The sequence below is a fragment of the Streptomyces sp. NPDC002125 genome, assembly GCF_053593715.1.
On the sequence record NZ_JBSFDD010000009.1, the window covers coordinates 1 to 20,368 of the forward strand.

At 69.1% G+C, this 20,368-nt stretch carries 24 protein-coding genes; 21 read left to right on the forward strand and 3 right to left on the reverse strand.

The window, feature by feature from the left end:
* Positions 1 to 99 precede the first annotated feature (99 nt).
* The gene (locus tag ACWCQM_RS17245; RefSeq protein WP_450916089.1) at positions 100 to 1,410 is read right to left on the reverse strand and encodes an ATP-binding protein; all 1,311 of its coding nucleotides are present in this window, start codon (positions 1,408 to 1,410) and stop codon (positions 100 to 102) included.
* 419 nt (positions 1,411 to 1,829) lie between these two features.
* On the opposite strand from ACWCQM_RS17245, the gene ACWCQM_RS17250 reads away from it, so the two are divergent.
* The 7 genes from ACWCQM_RS17250 (at position 1,830) to ACWCQM_RS17280 (ending at position 8,733) form a co-directional block, all read left to right on the forward strand.
* On the forward strand, positions 1,830 to 3,758 hold the full coding sequence (locus ACWCQM_RS17250; RefSeq protein WP_450916090.1) for a hypothetical protein: 1,929 nt from the start codon (positions 1,830 to 1,832) through the stop codon (positions 3,756 to 3,758).
* Between the two features lie 133 nt (positions 3,759 to 3,891).
* A complete protein-coding gene (locus ACWCQM_RS17255; RefSeq protein WP_450916091.1) occupies positions 3,892 to 4,140 on the forward strand; it encodes a hypothetical protein in 249 nt (82 codons plus the stop codon).
* 190 nt (positions 4,141 to 4,330) lie between these two features.
* A complete protein-coding gene (locus tag ACWCQM_RS17260; protein ID WP_450916092.1) occupies positions 4,331 to 5,479 on the forward strand; it encodes a hypothetical protein in 1,149 nt (382 codons plus the stop codon).
* Positions 5,480 to 5,848: 369 nt separating this feature from the next.
* A complete protein-coding gene (locus ACWCQM_RS17265) occupies positions 5,849 to 7,291 on the forward strand; it encodes a hypothetical protein (protein WP_450916093.1) in 1,443 nt (480 codons plus the stop codon).
* A gap of 248 nt (positions 7,292 to 7,539) precedes the next feature.
* On the forward strand, positions 7,540 to 7,767 hold the full coding sequence (locus tag ACWCQM_RS17270) for a hypothetical protein (RefSeq protein WP_351866744.1): 228 nt from the start codon (positions 7,540 to 7,542) through the stop codon (positions 7,765 to 7,767).
* 266 nt (positions 7,768 to 8,033) lie between these two features.
* Positions 8,034 to 8,312 carry a hypothetical protein gene (locus ACWCQM_RS17275; protein ID WP_332757038.1) on the forward strand — a complete coding sequence of 93 codons (279 nt, stop codon included), beginning with the start codon at positions 8,034 to 8,036 and terminating at the stop codon, positions 8,310 to 8,312.
* Positions 8,313 to 8,427: 115 nt separating this feature from the next.
* Entirely contained in the window at positions 8,428 to 8,733 is a 306-nt protein-coding gene (locus ACWCQM_RS17280) for a hypothetical protein (RefSeq protein WP_450916094.1), read from the forward strand.
* 31 nt (positions 8,734 to 8,764) lie between these two features.
* On the opposite strand, the gene ACWCQM_RS17285 is transcribed toward ACWCQM_RS17280, so the two are convergent.
* On the reverse strand, positions 8,765 to 9,085 hold the full coding sequence (locus ACWCQM_RS17285) for a hypothetical protein (RefSeq protein ID WP_450916095.1): 321 nt from the start codon (positions 9,083 to 9,085) through the stop codon (positions 8,765 to 8,767).
* Positions 9,082 to 9,354: a hypothetical protein gene (locus ACWCQM_RS17290; protein WP_332757041.1), complete on the reverse strand. Its 273-nt coding sequence runs from the start codon at positions 9,352 to 9,354 to the stop codon at positions 9,082 to 9,084. Before ACWCQM_RS17290 ends, ACWCQM_RS17285 begins: the two co-directional genes overlap by 4 nt.
* A 131-nt stretch (positions 9,355 to 9,485) precedes the next feature.
* Between ACWCQM_RS17290 and ACWCQM_RS17295 the strand changes: the two genes are divergently transcribed.
* The 14 genes from ACWCQM_RS17295 to ACWCQM_RS17360 all read left to right on the forward strand — a co-directional run bounded on the left by ACWCQM_RS17295 (position 9,486) and on the right by ACWCQM_RS17360 (position 20,323).
* Complete coding sequence (locus ACWCQM_RS17295) at positions 9,486 to 9,809, forward strand: hypothetical protein (RefSeq protein WP_450916096.1); 324 nt, start codon at positions 9,486 to 9,488, stop codon at positions 9,807 to 9,809.
* A gap of 30 nt (positions 9,810 to 9,839) precedes the next feature.
* Complete coding sequence (locus tag ACWCQM_RS17300; protein ID WP_332757043.1) at positions 9,840 to 10,076, forward strand: DUF3263 domain-containing protein; 237 nt, start codon at positions 9,840 to 9,842, stop codon at positions 10,074 to 10,076.
* Between the two features lie 204 nt (positions 10,077 to 10,280).
* Positions 10,281 to 10,544, forward strand: a complete 264-nt coding sequence (locus tag ACWCQM_RS17305; RefSeq protein ID WP_332757044.1) for a hypothetical protein — start codon at positions 10,281 to 10,283, stop codon at positions 10,542 to 10,544.
* A 237-nt stretch (positions 10,545 to 10,781) separates the two neighbouring features.
* Positions 10,782 to 11,948: a hypothetical protein gene (locus ACWCQM_RS17310; protein ID WP_450916097.1), complete on the forward strand. Its 1,167-nt coding sequence runs from the start codon at positions 10,782 to 10,784 to the stop codon at positions 11,946 to 11,948.
* 28 nt (positions 11,949 to 11,976) lie between these two features.
* Entirely contained in the window at positions 11,977 to 12,267 is a 291-nt protein-coding gene (locus tag ACWCQM_RS17315) for a hypothetical protein (RefSeq protein ID WP_332757046.1), read from the forward strand.
* Positions 12,268 to 12,329: 62 nt separating this feature from the next.
* Complete coding sequence (locus ACWCQM_RS17320) at positions 12,330 to 12,974, forward strand: bifunctional DNA primase/polymerase (protein ID WP_450916098.1); 645 nt, start codon at positions 12,330 to 12,332, stop codon at positions 12,972 to 12,974.
* 256 nt (positions 12,975 to 13,230) lie between these two features.
* Entirely contained in the window at positions 13,231 to 13,773 is a 543-nt protein-coding gene (locus tag ACWCQM_RS17325; RefSeq protein WP_450916099.1) for a hypothetical protein, read from the forward strand.
* A 157-nt stretch (positions 13,774 to 13,930) separates the two neighbouring features.
* Entirely contained in the window at positions 13,931 to 14,749 is an 819-nt protein-coding gene (locus ACWCQM_RS17330; protein ID WP_450916100.1) for a hypothetical protein, read from the forward strand.
* Between the two features lie 138 nt (positions 14,750 to 14,887).
* Entirely contained in the window at positions 14,888 to 15,166 is a 279-nt protein-coding gene (locus tag ACWCQM_RS17335) for a hypothetical protein (RefSeq protein WP_450916101.1), read from the forward strand.
* A 166-nt stretch (positions 15,167 to 15,332) separates the two neighbouring features.
* Positions 15,333 to 15,833, forward strand: a complete 501-nt coding sequence (locus ACWCQM_RS17340) for a DUF6884 domain-containing protein (RefSeq protein WP_332757051.1) — start codon at positions 15,333 to 15,335, stop codon at positions 15,831 to 15,833.
* A 250-nt stretch (positions 15,834 to 16,083) separates the two neighbouring features.
* Positions 16,084 to 17,244, forward strand: coding sequence for a DUF2637 domain-containing protein (locus tag ACWCQM_RS17345; RefSeq protein ID WP_450916102.1), 1,161 nt, complete (start codon positions 16,084 to 16,086; stop codon positions 17,242 to 17,244).
* A complete protein-coding gene (locus ACWCQM_RS17350; RefSeq protein ID WP_325745555.1) occupies positions 17,204 to 17,566 on the forward strand; it encodes a hypothetical protein in 363 nt (120 codons plus the stop codon). Before ACWCQM_RS17345 ends, ACWCQM_RS17350 begins: the two co-directional genes overlap by 41 nt.
* A 103-nt stretch (positions 17,567 to 17,669) precedes the next feature.
* A complete protein-coding gene (locus tag ACWCQM_RS17355) occupies positions 17,670 to 18,290 on the forward strand; it encodes a hypothetical protein (protein WP_332757053.1) in 621 nt (206 codons plus the stop codon).
* Positions 18,290 to 20,323 (forward strand): peptidoglycan DD-metalloendopeptidase family protein, encoded by a 2,034-nt coding sequence (locus ACWCQM_RS17360; protein ID WP_450916103.1) that lies wholly within the window; start codon positions 18,290 to 18,292, stop codon positions 20,321 to 20,323. The genes ACWCQM_RS17355 and ACWCQM_RS17360 overlap by 1 nt, the downstream gene beginning before the upstream one ends.
* The last annotated feature ends 45 nt before the right edge of the window (positions 20,324 to 20,368 follow it).

A 20,368-nucleotide genomic window follows, 5' to 3' on the forward strand; every position in this document is an offset into this window, starting at 1 on the left:
CTCTTTCGAGCAAACAAGCCGATTCGCTTCGGCCGAAATGCTTCTGATAAAGTCGAGCCCCGCTTGAGCGGGGCCCGCAACAGCGGGTTGGTTCCACGATCAGACCTGGCCTCCCAGAGCCAGGGCCTTGACGGTCACACCGAAGACCTTCGAGGCCACATCGGTCACCGTCGGCACGTCCTCCGGCCGGGGGCACTGACCCACGATGACCGATGCCGCGAACATCACGCCCGCCGTCTTGGCCACCGTCGAGGCGAGCAGCAGCTCACGCATCTGGGGAACCCACACCCCAGTACCACCGTCCTCACGGTCCTTGGCATCCTTCGTGCGCAGGTTCTCCGCGAGCCTGATGAACTTCGCCGGGACGCCCAGAGCCTTGGCCGCGTCGAGATCGGTGGTGACCTCCACCGGGACCGCGAAGCGGGACACCAGGGCGTCATCGAGCTGCCGCACGCCGATGCCCTCGGGGTTGTAGCCGCACAGCGCATAGAACCCCGGCGCGGCCGTCACCACCGGCGCGTCCGGCTTGTCATCGAGGCTGAGCGTCCCGCGCCCGTCGAGAACCGAGTACAGCACGGCCAGAACCTCAGACGGGATACGGGTGATCTCGTCGACGAACAGCGGACGCCCCTCCTTCATCGCGCGGGTCAGCGGGCCGTCGGACCACTTGAACGTGCCATCGTTCTGCGGCAGGTAGGAGCCCACGAAGTGGGAGACGGTCATGTCACCGTGACCGTTGATCGTGATCAGGTCCCGGCCGAAAGCAGCCTCCGCCAGCGCGGACTTGCCGGTGCCGGGCAGGCCGTACAGCCGCACCGGGATACCGGCAGTGCGCAGGTGCTTGAGCAGTGCCACGTCGTGGTGGCCGCCCAGGTCACGCGGCCGGTAGATCTGGCCGTTGGGCCGGTAGTACTCCCGCTCACCCTTGATCATGGCGTCGCGCTGGTCGGCAACCTGAGCACGGGGGGCCGCCGTGGCAGGCTGCGCAGCCTGGGAGAGCTGACGCTTCACGAACATCTGCGCGAGGGTGCGCGGCTCATCGGCGCGAACGTGGGCACCGGACGGGCTCTTCGACTCCACCTCGAAGTACTCGATGGTCTTGCGGGGGTCCTTGGAGTCTTCCTCGCTCAGGCCCGAGTCCTCGATGAGGATCGGCTGAATCAGAATGTTGGTGTAGTTCTTGCGGCCGTGCTTGTCGGCCCACTTGCTCCGGAGCGCCCCCCAGGCGAGCTTGGCCAGCTCGTTCGGGTTCCTCGTGCCGGTTTCACCGTAGGCACCGGCCCGCCGGTACACCGGCTTGGTGTGCCCAGCGCTCGCCGTGTGGCAGTAGCCGTTGGACGTGGCAACGGCGACGTACGTCTTCTGCTGCGCGCTGGTGAGGTCCTGGACCTTGAAACCGAGAAGGAACATGGGGCTCTCCGGGTGTCTCGTTCGGGAAGGGATCTTGCGATGCCCTGAACTTATGAGAACTCCGGCAAACGCCCAACTTCGGGCTGTCCGGCGCAAGTTGGGTCCTTTCAGACGCTCGTTGTAAGCCCGTCAACGGCCTGCCGACTTCCGAGCTTCAGCGGCTTTGGGCAGCTCAGCGGGCTGTGAGTCACGCGTCGTTCTTCAGGCACGATCCACGATCCACGTCGGTGGCCAGACGCCACCGACGGCAGCCGGCGGGAGGGTTCCGCCGAGCTTGCGGCGGTGCTGTCCGCGGCGTATCCCAGGCGCCACAAGGCCTTTTCCACCTTCAGATTCTTGGATTCGCGGCGAGTCGTTCCGAGGCCGTGGGCGGTGGCCCAATCAGGGCGCAACGAACCGCCGACTGAAAGGCCCCCGCGATGACCGCCCGCACCAAAGCGCCTTTGACCTCCCCCTGGGACGACGTGACGCACCCGGCATGGCTTGGCCTGTCGGCTCGTACCGGCGAATGGCTCTCGGCCGTCTCGGAACGTGACGACGTGATCGCTGTCGTTCACCCTGGCGCTCCGGAGAGCAAGTACGCGGAGTTCTACCCGGCGCTCGCCGAGGGGCGCTTCGCCCCGGACCAGCTCCTTGAGGGCCAGCCGAACCCGGCGCTGATCGACCCGAACGCGTGGGCCGACCGCTGTGCACACCCGGCGTTCGCCGGTGCCATCGCCCACGAGGCCGCGCACGCCAAGCACACCAAGTTCGCTCCCACCCGGCAGCACAGCGCGTCGGCCGTGCGCTGGGCCACGATCCTGGAAGAGCCCCGCATCGAGCACCGGCTGATTCAGGACCGGCCGGGCGACCGGGCGTGGCTGCGGGCTTCTACCCGCCACGTTCTTCTGACCGGTGTCAGCGGCGGGCACGATGACAAGTCGGTGCCGGGCGCAGTGCACCAGGCAGTGCTCATCCTGGGCCGCGCGGCCGGTGGGGTGCTGGACGACGATGAGGTGCAGCCGGTCACCGATCAGGTGACGGGAATCCTCGGTGACGCTGTGATGGCGGAGCTGAACGGCATCTTCCGTGAGCTGTTCGAGCTGGACGACGACGACCAGGACGGGCTTCTCGCCCTGGGAGCACGAGTTGCCCGCCTCGCGCAGGACGACACGGACGACGACCAGCAGAACGGCGAAGAGGGCGGCAGCGGCCAGGGCCAGGGCGGGGAGGGCCAGGGCGGGCAGGGCACTGGCTTTCCGTCGGGAGGCACTGGGCAGGGAGGCTCGGGCGACGCCGAGGACGGGCAGAACGATAGCGATCCGATCACCGTCATGATGCCGTGCGGCGCAGTCACCTGGGGCGACCCCTCCCAGGCCGAGAACGGCAGCGGCGGCAGTGGCGGCAACGGCGACGGCAACGGCGACGGCGACCAGCAGAGCACCCCGTCTGTGGCGGAGCGCGTTGTCGACCAGATCGCGCGCGCCGCTGTGGAATCGGCGCGCGCGAAGATCGCGGTTGTTGCCCTCCCGAAGCGGCCGGACTACAGCGGCCACCAGGCTGCGCAGAAGGCTGCGCAGAACGTGTTTACCGGCGGCGGCGTCGGCTTCCGGCAGATCAGGGTTCAGCAGGTTAAGCCCGACGAGAGCCAGCAGCGCCAGGCCCGCGCGCTGCTCAACGCTCTGGGCAAGGCCCAGTACCGGGATGTGAACCGCACGACACGCGCCGTCAGCGCCCCGCCCGGACGCATGGTCATGCGGGAGGTCGTACGCCGCGAGGCGCAGATCCGGGCTCGCACGGAGGTGTCGGCCCTGCCGTGGCAGCGCACCTCTCGCCGTCAGGAGGAGAACCCGCCTCTCACGGTCGGCATCAGCCTGGACGTGTCGGGCTCGATGGGCCCCTGGATCGGGGCGGTTGCCTCGACCGGATGGGCTCTTGCCCACGCCGTGGCGTCTCCGCGTCTGGCGGGCACCGTTGCCTCCGTCGCCTGGAACGGGTACAACCGCTCCGACATAGCCACAGCCCTGATCAAGCCGGGTAAGCGGCCCCTCACCGTCCCCGTGCCGGTCATGGGCGGCGGCTCTGACGGCTGCGGCCAGTCCCTCTACGCGCTGGACGGTGCGCTGAACCTCACCGGCAAGTCCGGCGCGCGTGTCGCGGTGGTCATCACCGATGGGGACCTGCCCAACACGCCGGATGTGCAGCGGGCGGCCGACCACCTCACCCGCGCGGGCGTGCTGCTGCTGTGGCTGAGCGTCAAGGACGGAGGCTGGGCTCCCAACGGCGCTCACGTCGAGTACCTGAGCGACCCCACGAACTTCGGGCCCATCGTGGGCCATGCGCTCGCCCGCGCGCTGACCAACGCCTGACCACCCCGAGGGGGCCGCACGAGCGGCCCCCTCGGTTTTCCGCGCCCGCCCAGCCAGTCAGCCGGCGCGGGCTGCGCTGTCCGCTGCGGCCGCGACAGTCGGCGGACGGACGCCACGAACAGGAGTAGCCACCGTGACCCCACCCAAGGACCCAGAAGTTCCCCGAACTCATGCCCGGCACCACCCCAGACTTCTGCGGGGTCAGGGCCGGCACCTGATGAACGCCGGCTACCTCAGCTTCATCGTGTTCGGCATAGGCGCCCTGACGCTCACGGACTGGGTGCGCGGAGCCGACGGGTGGATCTGGCTGCCCGCCGTGGTGCCCGTGACCTTCGTGATCGTCGGAGCAGCGGTCCAGACCCGCGACGAACACACCAGCTGACGGCGGCGGACGGACGCCTTGAGCAGCGCCCGGCCTGTCCTGACACAGGCCGGTGACCAGCTCCAGCCCGCCCTCCGCCGCCCGGCATTCGCGACCAGATGAGCTTCTACCGCCGCGTTCGTAGCTTTCGGCCACGGTCCCGCCTCCGGGCGGCTCCGTGGACCCCCGCCGCCGACGACCAGGTAGAGCCATGCCGAACTCTCACGCACGAGCACTGCGCACCCACGACATCAACGAGGTCTTCGTTCAGGAGCTGAAGGCCCGCGAGGACCAGCTCCGCTCGAACCACGTGTGGATCGCTCCCGTTCTCGACCAGCTCTCCGGCGGCCGCGTGGTCACCCCGCCGCGTTACGTTCCGGCTCGCTTCACTCTTGCGGACCAGGCCGACCTGATCGACGAGGCCTCTCACGTCGGCATCTACCGGATGTGGGCCCGGCGCGGTCGGGTGACGTTCGATGTGAACGAGCACCTGGCCGCCGAGCTGTATCGGTCGACGTACAAGGAACTGCCCGGCAGGATCTTCGACCACTTGCCCTACATCAATCCGCTGGTCGTCCTCCCGGACCCGTGGCCGATCCGCTACCAGAAGTCGGACGGGCTGGTGCGAGGCTTCTTCGTCCACGGGTACAACCAACTGCCCGAGCGGCAGACGTACACCGACGAAGACATCGAGGGCCTCGGTCTGCTCTTCGTCATCGACCTGCTCGACGACGACACCGGAGAGGTGCGGCACCAGACGTACATACGCCTCCACATCCCCACCGGACTGCGTCAGTTCACCTTGAAGCAGGCGGTCAGCTTCGCCGCAGCGCGAGCGGAAGCCCGATGGGCGCGCACCCCTGAAGAGAAGCCGGTCCTTGCCCTGTTCGAGGCCCTGTTGAAGCCCGCTCTCAGCATCTTGGTGTACCTGTGCTGCGACAACCGGGACGTCATCGAACCTCCCGTCGTCAAGCCCACCCGCAAGAAGCGCAAGAGGCCTGCGCCGCGCGACCGGGACCCCTTCTTCGTTGAGGTCGGCTGGCGCGTGGGACCCCGCCTCCACGCGGCCAGGCGTGCTGCTGGAAGGGTTACGGAAGGCGATGGTGTGCCCTCCGGAGTGCAGCGAGCGCCGCACCAGCGGGCCGGGCACTTCCACCGCTACTGGACCGGCCCGAAGCGGACTCAGGAGGTCACGATGTTCGTCGAACCACACTGGGTCAACTTCCATCTGCTGCCAGAAGACGTAGACCCGATCACCACGGTCGTCCCGGTGGACCCGCAACGGCACGATCCGCTCCGCAGGCGCGGTCTGCGCAGCCACACCGGGAAACCGTCGAAGGCGTTGGCGTACGCGGCGTGACCGGCGCACGCCGCCAGCCCCGGGAGGAACCCCGGGGCTGGCGGCCGTCGAGGACCTGATCTGGGACGGACAGGCCTGTCCGTCCCCGCCTCCTCGTGCCGTCCCTGCACCCCGCTGGCTCCGCGAGCCGGCGGCGCCCCGGGCTCAGGGCCGCCGGTCGTACCGATTGGAGGATGAGAGCCGCCCGGAAGGGCGCCCCGTCCGCGGGCTGTGGACGGCCCGCCTTATGTGATCGCAGACGCCGATTCGCCGTGCCGTGCGCACCTGAGGTCCTCCTCGTACCTTCGCTCCCGCCCCGAGGCCGGCCGCGCAGATCGCGGTGGCGCCCGAGGGCGCTGAACCCACTCGATCCGCCTTGGAGCCTTGACCATGTCTGTGCCGACACATACGCCCCGCTCGGTCGGCGTGCCCGGCATCGGCACGCTGACCATCCTCGACACCGTTCTGCCCCACGGGCGGGTCCGATTCAAGGTCACCGGACCGCACATCAAGGGCACCTTCATCGTGGCCCCGGAGGCCAAGCGAGGTGGCACCGTGCTGCCCACGACGGTCCAGGTGCAGTACGGCGACGGACTCGAGCCGCAGACGTACTACACACCGCGGCCCGACGAGCCCGTCGTCTACCGGGTCGGCGTCCATGGCCACACCGCCGGGCTCGACCCGGATACCATCCCGACGCGCTACTTCCTGGGCCCGTACGCCGTAGCCTCCGGCCGGACGTTCCTCACCGAACGACTGCCGGACGGCACCCGCCGACGTACCGAAGCCGTGGTCCGCTGCCTCCTGGAGATGTGGCGCGGCCGCGACGATGTCGCCGAGCTGAAGCTGGCGGCTGCGGTCGCCCGAGCAGACGAGCACGCAAGGTACGAGGAGCAGCAGGCCGACCAGCTCGAGGCCGAAATCCAGAAAGTGACCGCCCAGCGAGTCTCGGCCCGCCGAACGGTCAACCAGCTCACCGGCATCCTGCGCCGGCGGGCCGGCGCTGTCCTTCCAGCAGACCCGACCCCGGTGAAGGTGCCGTTCTTCGACCGTCACGGTCACCAGATGGGCATCCTGACCGTACGAGAGACCCCCGCCCCGGCCGGCACACGGCCTGGCAGCGTGGTCTACAACGTCCAGGGCGCCAGGGTCGCCGGATCGTTCACCGTGGAGCGCTACCGGTACAACAACACCCCCTGGCCGGAAGGGATCAACATCACGTACGGGATCCCGACCAGCCGCTACGGCCATGAAGCACGCGACGAACCGACGATCAACACCATCCGACTGAGCGGCGGCTGGAGCAGCAGCGGCGACACGGGACGCATCACCCTGACCACCCCCGAGCGACTGCCGGCCCGCATACGGCTCTCTCCCACCACCGGCTGCTCCGCACCGGTGGCCACCGAACGACGGGCGTCCGGTGTGCTGCGAGCACTCGCGTTGCGGTATCTCGCGCGGCCGGACGCAGAGGCCCTGCACCTGGCCGCTGCCAAGGACCGCGCCCCGGCGCTTCTCACTGCCACACGGCAGCAGCTGAAGGAGCTGCGCGAACAACAGCAGAAGCTGACCCGGAAGGCGGCCGAGCACCGCAAGCGCGCCGCGCAGTACCGCGAGCTCCTCGCGCCTCTCCGCACGCTGCCGGATATCCAGTCGGACCCGTCGGTGACCATCGCCAAGCAGGAGGCGCGCGGCGGAGCTGGTCGAGCAGACGTGGGCAGACGAAGGCTGAGCTCTCCCAGGATGCTGAACGCCCGCGGCCGCGACTCGATAGGCCCGCGGGCAGCCCTCGGTGATCAGCGACGATCGACACCGGCCGTACGGCCAGGGTGAATCCTGCGGTGAGCCAGATGCAGATCATCTTCCCAGACGGCTCCCGCCTGCCCGGGCGGGAGCCAGCGCGCTCCAGTCGAGCGCGCTGTCCGGCAGTACGTGACACCGACGCGCAGCTGCGGACGTGTGCTGCCGGACATCCGGAAGGGGACTTTCGCGGCGCCGACGGGTCGTCCGCCGAGGCTGCCTACCTTCAGCTCCACAAGACAGCGGCTGATCCAGAGCAGCCCGGACCGAAGGAGCGCCACATGAGCACGGCGATACTGCAGCCCACTGACGAGGTCGTCATCTCCACCGTGCGGACCCCGGACCTTACCCGCCCGCACCGCGTGCTCCCCATCGGTCAGCAGCACATCGACGACCAGGCCCCCATGGGCCGGTGCACCGTGTGCGACGCCATCGGAGAGTGGAACGCACTCGTCGACCTGGCGCCTTCCGCGTACGGCTGCCCCGGCCGTCCGCCCTACGGCGCCTGAGTCACCGTCGGAGCGCGGCCCCCGTGCACCGCGCTCCGCAGGCCTGCCCTCCGCTGTCCGCTCTCCCCTGAACCATGGGCACCTGCCCACGCCGCCTGGCCCCGGCCGGAACGCCCACGGCCCAGCAAGGGCTTCGGCTCGAAACACCTCACCCCGCTCACCCGCCCTTCAAGCGGCTCTCCCCGGTTTCGCGCGCGCTGAGGAGATCGGGCCGTGTGGTGCGAATCTCCACCTCGTCAAAGCGACCCGACCCCGGAGGACACATCATGCGTAAGCTCGCCCTGATCCTGGCACTCGGTCTCCTGTGGGCGGCGCTCCCGAGCCTGGGCATGGTCCTCTTCAGCATCGTCTGCTCCGTGATCAGCGCCGTGCTGGTCGTCGTAGCGCTGGTCAAGGCTCACCTGGCCTTCATCTGCTGCATCGGCGCGGTCGCTGTGCTGGCCCGCACGAACCCCACCGCCATTCCCAGGGCGACCCGCTGGCTGGCCCGCGCGATTGCCGACTCCGTCGCGGCCGTCATGCCGCAGAAGACCGACAAGGCCTGACAGTCCCGGGCCCGGCAGGGACGACATCTCGTTCCTGCCGGGCCCGGGCCCCGCTGCTTCCCGATCGAACGGCCCGGCCGAGGGAGAGATGTTGCAGGTCACCGCTACGGTCACGATGACCGATGTCACGCGGTACATGATCGTTTCCGGCGCTCCCGCGTATGTGGTGATGGACGGCGCCGACGTGGCATACGTCCTCGACCCGGAGGCGGTCGTCATCGAGTACCGCAAACGGACCGGTGAGGCGGCCTACATGCCGTTCAAGGCCACTGTGACCGGCTATCGCCTCGGCCCGGAAGGCCGCATCGGTGACGATCGGGCGTCCGGCTGGCAGATGCTGGGAACCTACGAGCCCGACGAGACTCCGCAGTGGCTGCGAGACCTGGCTGAGCGGCACAGGCCCAGGCACAGCGACCTCTAGACGTGGGAAGGCCGCATGGCACCGCTCGGCGTCAGTCCGCCCACACGATGCGGAGGATGATCACGAAACGCTCCTTGGCCTGCGCATGCCGCTCCGGATCATGGACCTGGTAGGGGATCACCAAGGAGCCCTCCGCCGCCACCCGGTCCCACTCAGGCCGGCTCGGCGAACGAGTCGACCCTGCCCGGTACGGATCGGCGATGATCCGTCGGATCATCGCGTCGACGGCATCCTGCGGCGTCGGGGCGGCGGGGTGATTGGTCAGCTCCTCGTACTGGGCGCGGGCCTGCTTGGACGGGGCCCACGGCCACGTTCCCGGCGGTTGTGAAGGACGGCCGTCGTTCTCGCTCACTGGCCACTCGCCAGCGACCACGGCTCCGCGAGGTCCAGGTCGCCAGCCATGCCGGCGTCGCTGTCCGAATCCAGCTGCGCATCGCGAGCGGTCACCGCCCGAGCCCACCACTTGTCCCTGAAGGCAGCGACGCGCGTGAGGTCGTCCAGGTCGAGGCCGTCGCGTTCGGTCTCGAACGCCGCCACCTGATCGGTAGGCAGAGCCTCCCGGATTCCGCGCAGCGTCTTGCGGGGGTGCCGCGGTGCCGGCTCTACGGGCTGCGCAGTCATGGAGACCCTCCTTGTCCGGGCGGTGGATCGGTTCGCTCCCCGCCAGCAGGCGCGCCTTCGAGGATATGGCCCGCTGGCCCACCCCTTCCAGTGAACGCCACCAGCCGCCCGAATTCGCCAGCTTTCCGAGGATGCGCCCTCTGACGTCTAGCTTCGGTGGCGCAACCCCGACCAGCCCCACCGACCACTGGGAGCACGCCACCCGCATGACCCTCACGATCTACGCCCCCGCCCTCCCTTGCGGCCGGTTTCCCGCTCAGTGCACGAACGACGGCACCACCGAGCACGCCGCCCACGACTGGAATCTTCCCGGTGCCACCCACGCCGGGTGGCACTGCTACGGCTACAGCACCACCCCCGACGGCACTCGTGTCGGCTGGGCCGGCGGCACCGAGGAACCCGGCGACGCCATGGACCTTTGCCAGAACAACCCCGCCACGCCTGCCGCCAGCTGACGCGGGAGCCCACTACGGAGAAGGGAGCTCATGAACGCACTGACCGGCGACGCCCTCCTCGTCCTCGCCTCTGCCACCCATGTCACCGAGCTGGGAGACACCTCCGCGCAGGACGCGTACATCCAAGACCGCCTTGGTCTGCCGACCGCCACGTACTGGAGCGTCCTCCAGGACGTGCTGGACGACCCTTCGGCCACGCACCATGCCCCGGCAACGATCACAGCCCTGCGGGAACGGCACGGGCGACACGCGTACCCCACCCCGTGATGACCGTGCTGGTGGTCTGCCTTGCAAAGCAGACCACCAGCACGGTCCGCCGCTGCTGACCGGTTCGCTTCGCAGCATGTCGCTGAGGCACCAAGCAGGACCCCGCCGACCGGAGCGTCCCTGATTCGCGTGGGGGCGCTCCCTGAAAGTGGCTGCCCCTAACCTCGCCGACGTCCGTTTGCCCAGAGGGAAAGGCCTTCTCGGTTGAACACCATCACCTCCGCAGCATCCTCTGCCGATCTCGTCACTGTCCGCCTCATCCGCGCCTCAGGACAATGGAGCTTGGAGATCTACGACGATCAGCGCACCCGTTTCTCCGTCTGCAGCAGGGACGAGGCTTCGCCCGAGCCACCGACCGACACGGCAGCGACGCTGCTGCTGAACACACACAGCGTGCTGGTCCCCGATGGCGCCGTCTGGGCGCACCGGGCACCAGGCATCTTGGAGGTCCGCGCGCGCCGGATCTGAAGCGAGCCCGCCCGGGAGCCTGGCAGAAGCCAGGCTCCCGGGCTCGCAGGTGCTGCCCGTTTCGCCGACCGCGGGACCTGTCCGGCCTTCCCCAAGCTGAAGGAGCGGGCGGCGCCCGGGCCTATGCGGATCCGTCTGCCCGTGCGGCGCCGGATTCGCCGCAGCGGCCACCGCGGGGGTGCCCTCTGGTCAGCTCTGGCCACAGAACAGCCCTCCCCGCATCGGAAGAAGCCTTCGATGAGTACAGCCGCACCAGCAGCCGTCCCGCCCATGCCCGCATCAGTCACGCCGGCTGCTGAGCTCGACGACACGTCCATCACGGACGAGATCGCTGCTCTCCTCCAGTGGGACCGACGGCATCTCCTGGCCACTGGTGAAGGGCCCCACATACCCCGCGGTGAACCGAGCCGCATCGCCGTCTGTGCTCTCGTCGGTCGCCTCAGGGAGCTCGAGCGAGTTCAGAAGCAGCGCGCGGACGACGCCGCGCGGGCGGCGTTCCAGAACCAGGAGATCCAGCGCAAGGCTGACAACCAGGCCCGTGCGAAGTTCGGGCCTCTCATCCGTAGCAGCAGTGGCTCCTACACGTACGTGGTAGCAGCGGACGGCCTCGGTGAGCTCGGCATCGTCAGCCGGCGTGGCGGAGGCAGGAAGTGGCGGTACCAGCGGGCGGGCACGGGTTCTTCCGGCCCGGAGTTCGACACGCGCCGCGAAGCCGCCGGAGACCTCGTGTGGCTCGGAGACCTTGCCGCTGAATCCGCTGCACGTCAGCAACAGCAGGACGCCGCGCGCACTGCAGTGCCCGAAGGATGGACATGGGGCGACTGGGACGATCTCGACGAGGACGACATCATCCGTACCCCGATGTACGGCCGGGCCGAAGACGGAACGCTGTACCCGCGAGCGTGGCGCCCGGCCGCGGAGGTGCTGGCCGTTACCCGGCTGGGTAACGGCTGCGTGGTCGTATCCCTGGCCGGCCCCGGAGGCTCGTACGCCGATCCGCTGTTCGTCAGCAGCCAGGACATGAAGGACGTCGGATTCCTCTGGCCCGCCGGTCGTACCCGGCCGACGCCGCGGCCTTACCGCCACAAGCTCCGGATCCGGATGGCCGACATCGCAGACGACATCGCGACTGTCCAGCGCCGGCTCGGCCCTACGCCCGAGATTCGGAGCCTGATGGAGTTGGTCGGCCGGCTGGAGCAAGCACGGACGCCCGACCTTTTCGCCGACCTTCGGCGGGTGGAGGTGGGCACTGCGAAGCTCCGGGCACAGGTCAGCGACCACGAACAGTCTTACGAGGTCCAAAGGATCAAGAGCTGGGCGGTAGCCGCCCACATCAAGGCTCAACAGGCCCTCGGAGCGTTCTCCGCAGACCCGGGCTTTGCATCGGCGGTGCCGACCGCCTGACTGCCGGAATCCCCGAAAGGTGACATTCATGCGCTCGAAGCTCGGACTTCTCCTCGCACTCGGCCTCCTGGCCATCGCCTTCCCCAACGCGACGATGCTGCTCTTCGAGACTCTGTGCATGATCGTCAGTGCTGTGATGATCACGGTCGCGTGGGTGACCGCACACCTATCGCTCGTGTGCTTCGTCGGCTCCGTGAGCGTGCTCCTCTACTTCTTCCCCGGCACCTTCCGGCGGGCCGCCCAGTGGCTGGGACGAGCCCTGGCCGATGCCGTGCGCACCGTGTTTCCCCAGCAGACGCAGAGCCCCACCGCCCGATGAAGAGGTCGCGCGGCCGTCAGTGCGACGGCCGCGCGGCTGCCGACGCCAGAAAGCCCTCTACCGTGAGCACCGACCACCCACCCCGACAGAGGCTCAAGTCCGCCGCGCTCGCGGCCGCCGCCCGAGGTTGGCGGGTATTCCCACTCCGGCCCAGCACCACCACGCCCGCTGTCCAGAACTGGCAGCAGAAGGCGACCTCCGACACCGACAAGATCAACGCCGCCTGGGACCACGGGCCGTACAACGTCGGACTCGCTCCCTGCCCGTCCGGCCTCCTCGTCCTCGACCTGGTGCCGGCCAACGGGGAACTCCCGCCGCTGCGTCACCGCTCCCCAGGTATCCAGGACGGCGCGGACATCCTGGCTGACCTGACCGACAAAGAGGGAGCGCGGTTCCCCGTCGAGACGTTCTCGGTACTCACGCCCGGACGCGGCCTCCAGCTGTACTTCACCCATCCCCACGGCCGCTGCCCCCAAGCCAGCCTGGGGGCAGACAGCCCGCTGGGCTGGCACGTCGCGATTCGGTCGGCGGACTCGTTCGTTCCTCTGCCGGTCAGCACCACCGCCGAAGGCACGTACGAGATCGCCCATCCCGGGCCGGTCAGTCCCTGGCCCGACTACCTGGCCCGGAAACTCCCCGCCGCTGCCTCCTCTCGTACGTGCCCCGGACGAGCCGCCACGCAGCAGGAAGCTCTACCTCTCGGCTGATCAGGCACATCCTCCGGTTCCCCCGGCCCCGGCAGACACCTGCCGGGGCCTTTTCGTACCTACCGCCCCTCAGCCGCCCTGTCCGGCATCCCCCCTGTGAGCGCACATCCCCGAGGCGGGCCGACGGGCTGGTTTCGACCGCCTCCTGGCCTGTCGGGAGAGTCGAATTCGCCGGACCTCTCGACCTCGCCGACGCTCTGCGTAGCTTCCGGTCGGCACCCCGCGACTCACAACCCCGACAGAGAAGGCAACCGCCATGGACACCGGCCCGGCAGCAGACGACTACCACGCGGAGACCCGGCAGGCGCTCCGCCGGTGCGGAGACGCCATCGGACTCGAGGCAGCCCGCCAGAACCTTCCGGCAGACCTGTACGTCGCCTTGTTCGGACGCATGCAGGAAGGGCTGCTGCGCGGCATGGTCCACCAGCTCGGAGACGGCGAGCACACCCTCAAGGTCTTCACCGACCTTCCGGGTGACACCCTCGTCATCACCGCGCCGACACCCGGTCACGACCGTCATCTGGGCCCGGACCTGGCCCGCGCGGCGTTCCTCCTCCTCGCAGCCCACGGCCCGAGCCACTCGGCAGGCATCACCGCCTGCACCGTCCATGCGGACGGACACAGCACCCTCCAGGGATGGGTCGTCCTGGACGGCGTCCCGAAGCCGCTGTCGGCCGACGTACTGCAGACCCTGTGTTCCGTGGGAGGGCCGGTCGCCGAAGGCTCGGCGACCGGCGGCCGGATCGACTACGTCAATGCCTTCACGCCGGTCCCCCTGCCCGCAAAGAAGGGGGCCTGAGTGCCTCCCTGCGGCTTCACCCCGCATTGCGGCGACTGCGGGGAAACCGACATCACCCTCAACAGCAGCGGCAGGACCACCTGCTGCGACGCCCCCATATGCGAAGGCGCCTCTGAGACCGCCTACCGCAACGACCGGACCACAAGGAAGAACTGACATGCCCGCCCGTTCCAACGACAACGGCAGGTACACGGAGCCGCGAAGCGTTCACGCTCCCACCCTTGCAGCCGACGCCCGGCATCTCGTGAAGGGCCGTCACCGCGCCGGCATTAAGCCCGTGCACGCCAACGGCGAGCCTTGTCCTCACCGGAAGGGCGAGGACTGCCCCGGACGTGAGTACCGGGCCCAGTGCAAGAACGCGGGATGCCACTTCGACCAACAGCTGGATGCCCGCGTCCAGCTCGAGTTCGTGCGCGACACCAACGCCTGCCCGACGCACCCCTCCTCGGCTGACACGGACGCCGCCGACGCGGCGAACGAAGAGGACGGCGCAGATCCGGTCGACGAGAAGTCACAGCAGGCGGCGCCACAACTTCCGCTGCAACCGCAGATCCGTAAGACCGGGCCCGCATCCCAGCCCTACCGGCTGACATGCCCCGAGCAGGGCTGTGGCCGTCTTGGTGACTACGTCACCCGGCGGATGGCGTCGGATGCCTTCGGAGAGCACGTCGACCTCGTACATCCTGCACTCACCCCGCTGGACCTGATCCGCAGCGTCGTACAGCTTGAGGGGGACGGCGACGGCCGGTGGACTGTGAGCGACCTGTCCGGTCACCGCTATACGGTGCGGCGCATCGGCGAGAAGACCTTCCGGGTCGACGTGGATGGTCGGGCGGTCACCGTCGTGGCCCCCCTGGCGACCCTGGAGCGAGCCCGGCTCTGTATCGCTCAGCTCGCCCGAATCGTCCACGGCCCCCGGGCGGAAGCCGCCCGCATCCAGCTTCTGCGTGAGGAAAGGGCAGCGGCGACAAGCTGAGCAACAGCCGACTGCTCGGATTCGCGCGCGCTCCGTAGGCACCCAGCCTCCGGCATACGTTCCCCGGCGTCACCACAGACCGGCCAACGAGCGCCGAGCCAGGCGCCGTCCCCCACCAACCGAGAGAAGACCACATCCATGCGCACGATCGACACCAACGACGAGCTTCTCATCAGCCGCCTGCGCGAACGGCTCACCGACGTCCGCTACTACGGCCTCGACAACGAGTACGCCGGAAAGACGGTGCTCTCGGGCACGGCCTGGAAGGCTCTGGAGGAGCCCGGCGCGCGCCTCGTGGAGGTGAACGCGCTGCTCGGCATCTACAAGATCGTCCTCGACGACCACCGCTGGTATCAGCTCCGTACCGCTGCCGAGTTCGAGCCTCTGCCGCAGCCGCCGGTCGTCCAGGCCGCCTGATCCACGCCGGGCGGGCCCGCATCTACGCGCGGGCCCGCCGAGGAGAAAGCCCCACCTTCATGAGCCTCGTTGCCCTCGCCGCGATGATGGTCACAGCCCTGATCGGCATCGTGGCGGTCGCCTACGCCGTCAGCCCCACCCGGCACACCTGCCTGGACAGACGCTGATGCCCATTCCGCCCCGCCGTCGCATCGTGATCATCAGCTGCGGTTCCCGTAAGTCCAAGCCCGACGGCAACTTGCAAGAAGTGCCGGCCGGGAAGCTCTACATCGGGCACTACCACCGTTCGCTGCGCGCTGCCGCAGAAGCACTCACCAGCAGCCCCTCCCAGATCCTGATCGCCTCAGCGTTGCACGGGCTTGTCACGGTCAGCCAGCCCCTCGTCCCATACGAGATGACGATCGATCACCCTTCCTCGGTGACCAGCGACCACCTCCGCCAGCAGGCCGACACGTTCGGCCTGCACAGCGCTGAGGTCATCTTCCTCGGCGGCAAGCGCTACGCCCACAGGCTCCTTCCCGCGATCCCGCAGTGCCTGCGGCCGCTCACCGGCGGCATGGGAACGCAGCGCGGACAGTGCCGGGCGGTAGCCGAACAACCGGAGCTTCGGCGCCAGTGGTGGGAGGAAGCCGCAGCCCTCCTGCGCGATCACCGTCGCCAGGACTGACCACACGGACGCCGACCGGCCAGAGAGAACCCTGCCGCGCGCCGGCTCCACAGGAGGTGTCCGCTTCGCTTCCTACCGTGCGCCGCATGACCACCCGTACTGATCACCGCGGCGATCTCGGCACCTGCGGCCTTACCCCACGCGAGACAGCCAGGGCCACAGAACCGTTGGGAGTCCGCCAGTGACCCCGCCCGACGTAGAGCAGCCGCAGCCCACCCGGGCCCCACGCGCTCACGCTCTTCTCGTCGCTGTGATCACCGGCGGCGGCCTGATCATCGCTCTGATCGGCTTCATCGGCTCCTACGCGGCTGTCCAAGACCTAGCGGAGGCCAAGGGGTTCGGCGACTTCGCGCGCCTGTACCCGATCGGCGTCGACGCGGGGATCGTGGTCTTGCTCGCGCTCGATCTGCTGCTGAGCTGGATCAGAATCCCGTTCCCGCTGCTCCGGCAGACGGCGTGGCTCCTGACCGCCGCCACCATCGCCTTCAACGCCGCGGCGGCGTGGCCGGACCCGCTCGGCACAGCCATGCACGCCGTCATCCCCGTCCTGTTCGTCGTGACAGTCGAAGCCGCCCGACATGCGGTCGGGCGCATTGCGGACATCACGGCCGACCGGCACATGGAAGGCGTCCGGCTGACCCGGTGGATTCTGTCGCCGGTGCCCACGTTCCGGATGTGGCGTCGGATGAAGCTCTGGGAGCTTCGCTCCTACGACCAGGTCATCAAGCTCGAGCAGGACCGACTGATCTACGAAGCAGGGCTGGAAGTGCGGTACGGGCCCGCCTGGCGGCGCACAGCACCCATCGAGGCCCTGATGCCGTTGCGGCTGGCGAAGTACGGCGTTCCCGTGCAGGCCGATGCCCCACAGGTCCTGCAGCGATCCAACGCACCCGAACTTCCGGCCCCGCCCCCCGACCGGTCCGAAGGCGCCCCGACCACCTCGCAGGCCGATCCGCCGCCGGCCGCCCCGCCGAGCGCCACCCCGCAGGAGGAACCACCACCCCCCGACCGGCCTGAAGGCACCCCGACCGCCGCGCAGGGAGACCCGCCGTCGTCCCCCCAGGAGGAAGAACCCCCTGCTCCACCCGCAGACGGTCGCGCCGCTGTAAAGACGGCTTACGACGCCCTGACCTCGCCAGATGCGGACCTGTCCGCCCGGAAGCTGGCCCAGCGTCTCGCGCCCAGCCTCGGACTGACCGAGAACACCGTGCGGGTCTACATCACCGCGCTCCGCAAAGAGCGCAGCCGCTTGAAAGTCGTCCCCGACCCCACCGAGGAGGGCGAGTTCCAAGCCTCCGAAACGATCGACACCGCTACTGGCACTCCCGCTGACGCCGCCCCCTCACCCGCACCGCATGAGAAGAGCCCCCATGAGTTCCATCGCACCCAATCCGTACAGCCCCCACGCTGACGCAGATCCCCGGTACCGGCACATCCTCCCCACGCCGGCATCTCTCGGTGCCCCGCCTCCCGGCGCCCTGCTCCCCACCTCCTGCGGACGACTGGCCGTCGTCCCCGACGAGGCTCTCCGCCTGGCCGCCGGCACCGATCTCCCCGACGGGCTCTGTCCGGCATGTCTCGCTGCGCTGCGTGGCGAGGAGCTGCCGGTCGACGTACGACCGATCAGCAACTGCGCCTGCGGGATGACCACCGAACACGACGGCCGCTGTGCCCTGTGCCGGCAGGAAGACCACGACGAGTGGTGGCCCACCCGTGGAGCCGCAGCAGCCTGAGAACACTGCCTGAAGCAGCTGCCGCACGAGCTCCCCAGGAGGTGTCCGGTTTGCTCCCTACGGTCGCGGGCGTCAACGCCCCCGACCGTCCCAGGGAGTCCCCGTGGAACGACGCCGCGCCGTCATCATCGCCGCCGCCCTGATCGCCCTGGCCGCCTTCGTCGGCCTGGCGGTCGCCCTCAACCGCAGCAGCCCCGAGGGGGAGAAGAAGGACACCACCGCTCCCGCGCCGGACACCACGAGCGAACCCAGTACGCCGGCCGGGACGGTCGACTCCGTCCCAGCCGTCATCGATCCCCAAGAACTCGCGGCCGCCCACACGGTGATGCGCGAGTACCTGACCACCCTCGGCACATACACCTACCGCACGGACGCCGCCGCCTGGACGGCCAAGGCCCGCGAGCTCACCGACGGTTCACCGGCCATCGTCGACCAGACCACCCTGCCCACCGGGCGGGCGTGGGCCGAGTGCGAGCGGACGAAGTGCTCCTCCACCGCCACAGCCGACCTCAAGCGCGACACCGTGATCAGCAACGCGCCCGTCGACGGCGCCGGCCGGTCGGTGACCACCCTCGCCTCCACCACTGTCCGCCTCCACCAGGAAGAGCAGACCAGCCAGAGCACCGACTTCCAGATCACCGCGACCTACACCAAGGGTGAGTGGAAGATCTCCGGCCTGCAGCTCGCCGGCGTCGGCGACGCGGGCACCACGGAGAACAGCTGATGGCCGCCCCCATCGCCGCGCTCGCCGCCCGGAAGATAGCGGCGGCCGCCGCCCGGCGGGCGGCGGCGCGTGCCGCAGGCAGGAACGGAGGAGGCAAGCGCTGGAAGTGGTGGCTGCTCGTTGGGATCGCCGCCTTCTGCGCTGTCGCAGTCGCCTTCCTCACCGCGTTCGGCGCGATCGTCGGAGTCCTGGGATCGAAGTCCGCGGAGGCCGCATGCCTGGACGACGCCTCAGCACAGCAGGGCTCGACCGGAGTCCCCGGTGGCGGTGCCTACAACCCGATCATGCCCGGCAAAGGCATGTACCTCCCCTCCGACACCGCAAGGGCGGAGATACCCCCGCGGATGATGCTCGCCTCGATCCGGGCCGCCGCCCGGTACCCAGGACTCGACTGGACGCTGATCGCCGGCCAGATGTACCAGGAGACCCGCTACGGGCAGGACCCCTCCGCCGCTCCCGGCGGTGACAACGGCGCGGGCTACAAGGGAATCGTTCAGTTCGGCGACCCAGCGTGGGCCGCATACGGCGGCGACGGCAACGGGGACGGCGTCAAGGACCGCTACAACGTGGAGGATGCGGCCTTCGCCGCAGCCAACTACATCCACGCCCTCAAGGCCGAGACCGACTCCTGGAACGCGCTGCGCCGGTACTCCGGCTCCACGGTGTCCAACACCACCTACATGCGGGTCGTCACCACCCAGTCCGCCCGCTACCGGGGCGTCTTCTCCAGCGACACCACCATGATCGAGCGTTGGCAGAAGCACCTCGCCGACACGATCAAGAAGAACCCGTCCTTCCCGACGCTCGGTAAGCCCTCCGGCATCCCCGAGCCGGTCAACGACTTCAACGCCAAGGTCACCAACGCCGCACAGATCAAGTCCGCTGCGGCCAAGAGCTGGTCAACGCCTCCGCTCGATTCTGTCCCCGGGACATCCACCACCCCGGCAACGCAGGCCTCCACCCCCACGCCGTCCAGCGGCACCCCGTCCAGCGGCGGGTCCTCCGGCGTCAATTCGGCCGGGTGGCAGTGGCCCATGAAGCAGGGCACCTTCACCTTCACCGCCGAGTTCGGACAGAGCGGCGGACGGTGGTCGGCCGGCCACACCGGCATAGACCTCGCTGCCCCGAGTGGTGTCCGCTTCTACGCTCCGGCCGATGGCAAGGTGATCTTCGTCGGGGACGGGGGCGCTTACGGCAACCTCACCAAGATCGAACACGCGGGCGGAGTCCAGACCTGGTACGCCCACCAGTCGACGTTCGGCACCCGCGTCGGCATGGAAGTGAAGCGCGGGGAGCACATCGGCAACGTCGGCGCCACCGGCAACGTGACCGGTGCCCACCTGCACTGGGAAGTCCGCCTGCCCGGTGTCCGCGATCCCCACAGGCCCGGCCAGAACAACGGCCCGGGCCCGGTCAACCCCAAGGACTGGATGAGCGGCAAGACGACGGCCTCGCCCACCTACGGCAATGATCAGTACGCCGAGGCCCAGGACCAGGCCCAGGCCTGCGCCGCCGACTCGGGCGGTGCGATCGTCATCCCCGACGGCGCCGGCGCCACCGGGCCCCTGCCGGCAGCGGACTCCGAGGTCGTACGCGCGGCTCTCGCCTGGGCACAGACCGGTCTCGGCAAGACCTACCTGTACGGTGCCCGCCGTCTCCAGGGCGACCACCCGGCAGACTTCGACTGCAGCTCCTTCACCCAGTGGGCCTACTACCAGGCCACCGGCGGCAAGCTCAACATCGGAGGGGACACCACCGCCCAGCTCCCCAAGCTGTCCAAACACAAGGTCCCGGCCGACCAGGTGCAGGCGGGCGACCTCGTCTTCTTCGGCACAGAGGCCAAACCCATCCACGTCGCCATGGTCTGGGACCCGGCCACCAAGAAGGTCATCCACGCCGCCAACAGCAAGTCCCCCGTGAAATTCGGGTCCTGGGCCGAGCAGAAGGACCCGCTGATCGGGTTCTACCGCGTCGAGATCCCCTCCGGCACCACGGCAGTCGGGCCGAACGGCGGTACCAGCGAAGCTCACTGATGCAGCCACAGGAGACCGCGGACTACGCGGACCGATGCGTCGGCT

Bases quoted from the DNA above. Each gene is read 5' to 3' on its own strand.
- ACWCQM_RS17340 (WP_332757051.1), top strand. From the start codon at position 15,333: ATGCCCATTCCGCCCCGCCGTCGCATCGTGATCATCAGCTGCGGTTCC.
- ACWCQM_RS17275 (WP_332757038.1), top strand. From the start codon at position 8,034: ATGCGTAAGCTCGCCCTGATCCTGGCACTCGGTCTCCTGTGGGCGGCG.
- ACWCQM_RS17280 (WP_450916094.1), top strand. From the start codon at position 8,428: ATGACCGATGTCACGCGGTACATGATCGTTTCCGGCGCTCCCGCGTAT.
- ACWCQM_RS17265 (WP_450916093.1), top strand. From the start codon at position 5,849: ATGTCTGTGCCGACACATACGCCCCGCTCGGTCGGCGTGCCCGGCATC.
- ACWCQM_RS17325 (WP_450916099.1), top strand. From the start codon at position 13,231: ATGGACACCGGCCCGGCAGCAGACGACTACCACGCGGAGACCCGGCAG.
- ACWCQM_RS17350 (WP_325745555.1), top strand. From the start codon at position 17,204: ATGAGTTCCATCGCACCCAATCCGTACAGCCCCCACGCTGACGCAGAT.
- ACWCQM_RS17260 (WP_450916092.1), top strand. From the start codon at position 4,331: ATGCCGAACTCTCACGCACGAGCACTGCGCACCCACGACATCAACGAG.
- ACWCQM_RS17335 (WP_450916101.1), top strand. From the start codon at position 14,888: ATGCGCACGATCGACACCAACGACGAGCTTCTCATCAGCCGCCTGCGC.
- ACWCQM_RS17290 (WP_332757041.1), bottom strand. From the start codon at position 9,354: ATGACTGCGCAGCCCGTAGAGCCGGCACCGCGGCACCCCCGCAAGACG.
- ACWCQM_RS17245 (WP_450916089.1), bottom strand. From the start codon at position 1,410: ATGTTCCTTCTCGGTTTCAAGGTCCAGGACCTCACCAGCGCGCAGCAG.
- ACWCQM_RS17360 (WP_450916103.1), top strand. From the start codon at position 18,290: ATGGCCGCCCCCATCGCCGCGCTCGCCGCCCGGAAGATAGCGGCGGCC.
- ACWCQM_RS17250 (WP_450916090.1), top strand. From the start codon at position 1,830: ATGACCGCCCGCACCAAAGCGCCTTTGACCTCCCCCTGGGACGACGTG.
- ACWCQM_RS17315 (WP_332757046.1), top strand. From the start codon at position 11,977: ATGCGCTCGAAGCTCGGACTTCTCCTCGCACTCGGCCTCCTGGCCATC.
- ACWCQM_RS17270 (WP_351866744.1), top strand. From the start codon at position 7,540: ATGAGCACGGCGATACTGCAGCCCACTGACGAGGTCGTCATCTCCACC.
- ACWCQM_RS17295 (WP_450916096.1), top strand. From the start codon at position 9,486: ATGCGCCCTCTGACGTCTAGCTTCGGTGGCGCAACCCCGACCAGCCCC.
- ACWCQM_RS17310 (WP_450916097.1), top strand. From the start codon at position 10,782: ATGAGTACAGCCGCACCAGCAGCCGTCCCGCCCATGCCCGCATCAGTC.
- ACWCQM_RS17300 (WP_332757043.1), top strand. From the start codon at position 9,840: ATGAACGCACTGACCGGCGACGCCCTCCTCGTCCTCGCCTCTGCCACC.
- ACWCQM_RS17330 (WP_450916100.1), top strand. From the start codon at position 13,931: ATGCCCGCCCGTTCCAACGACAACGGCAGGTACACGGAGCCGCGAAGC.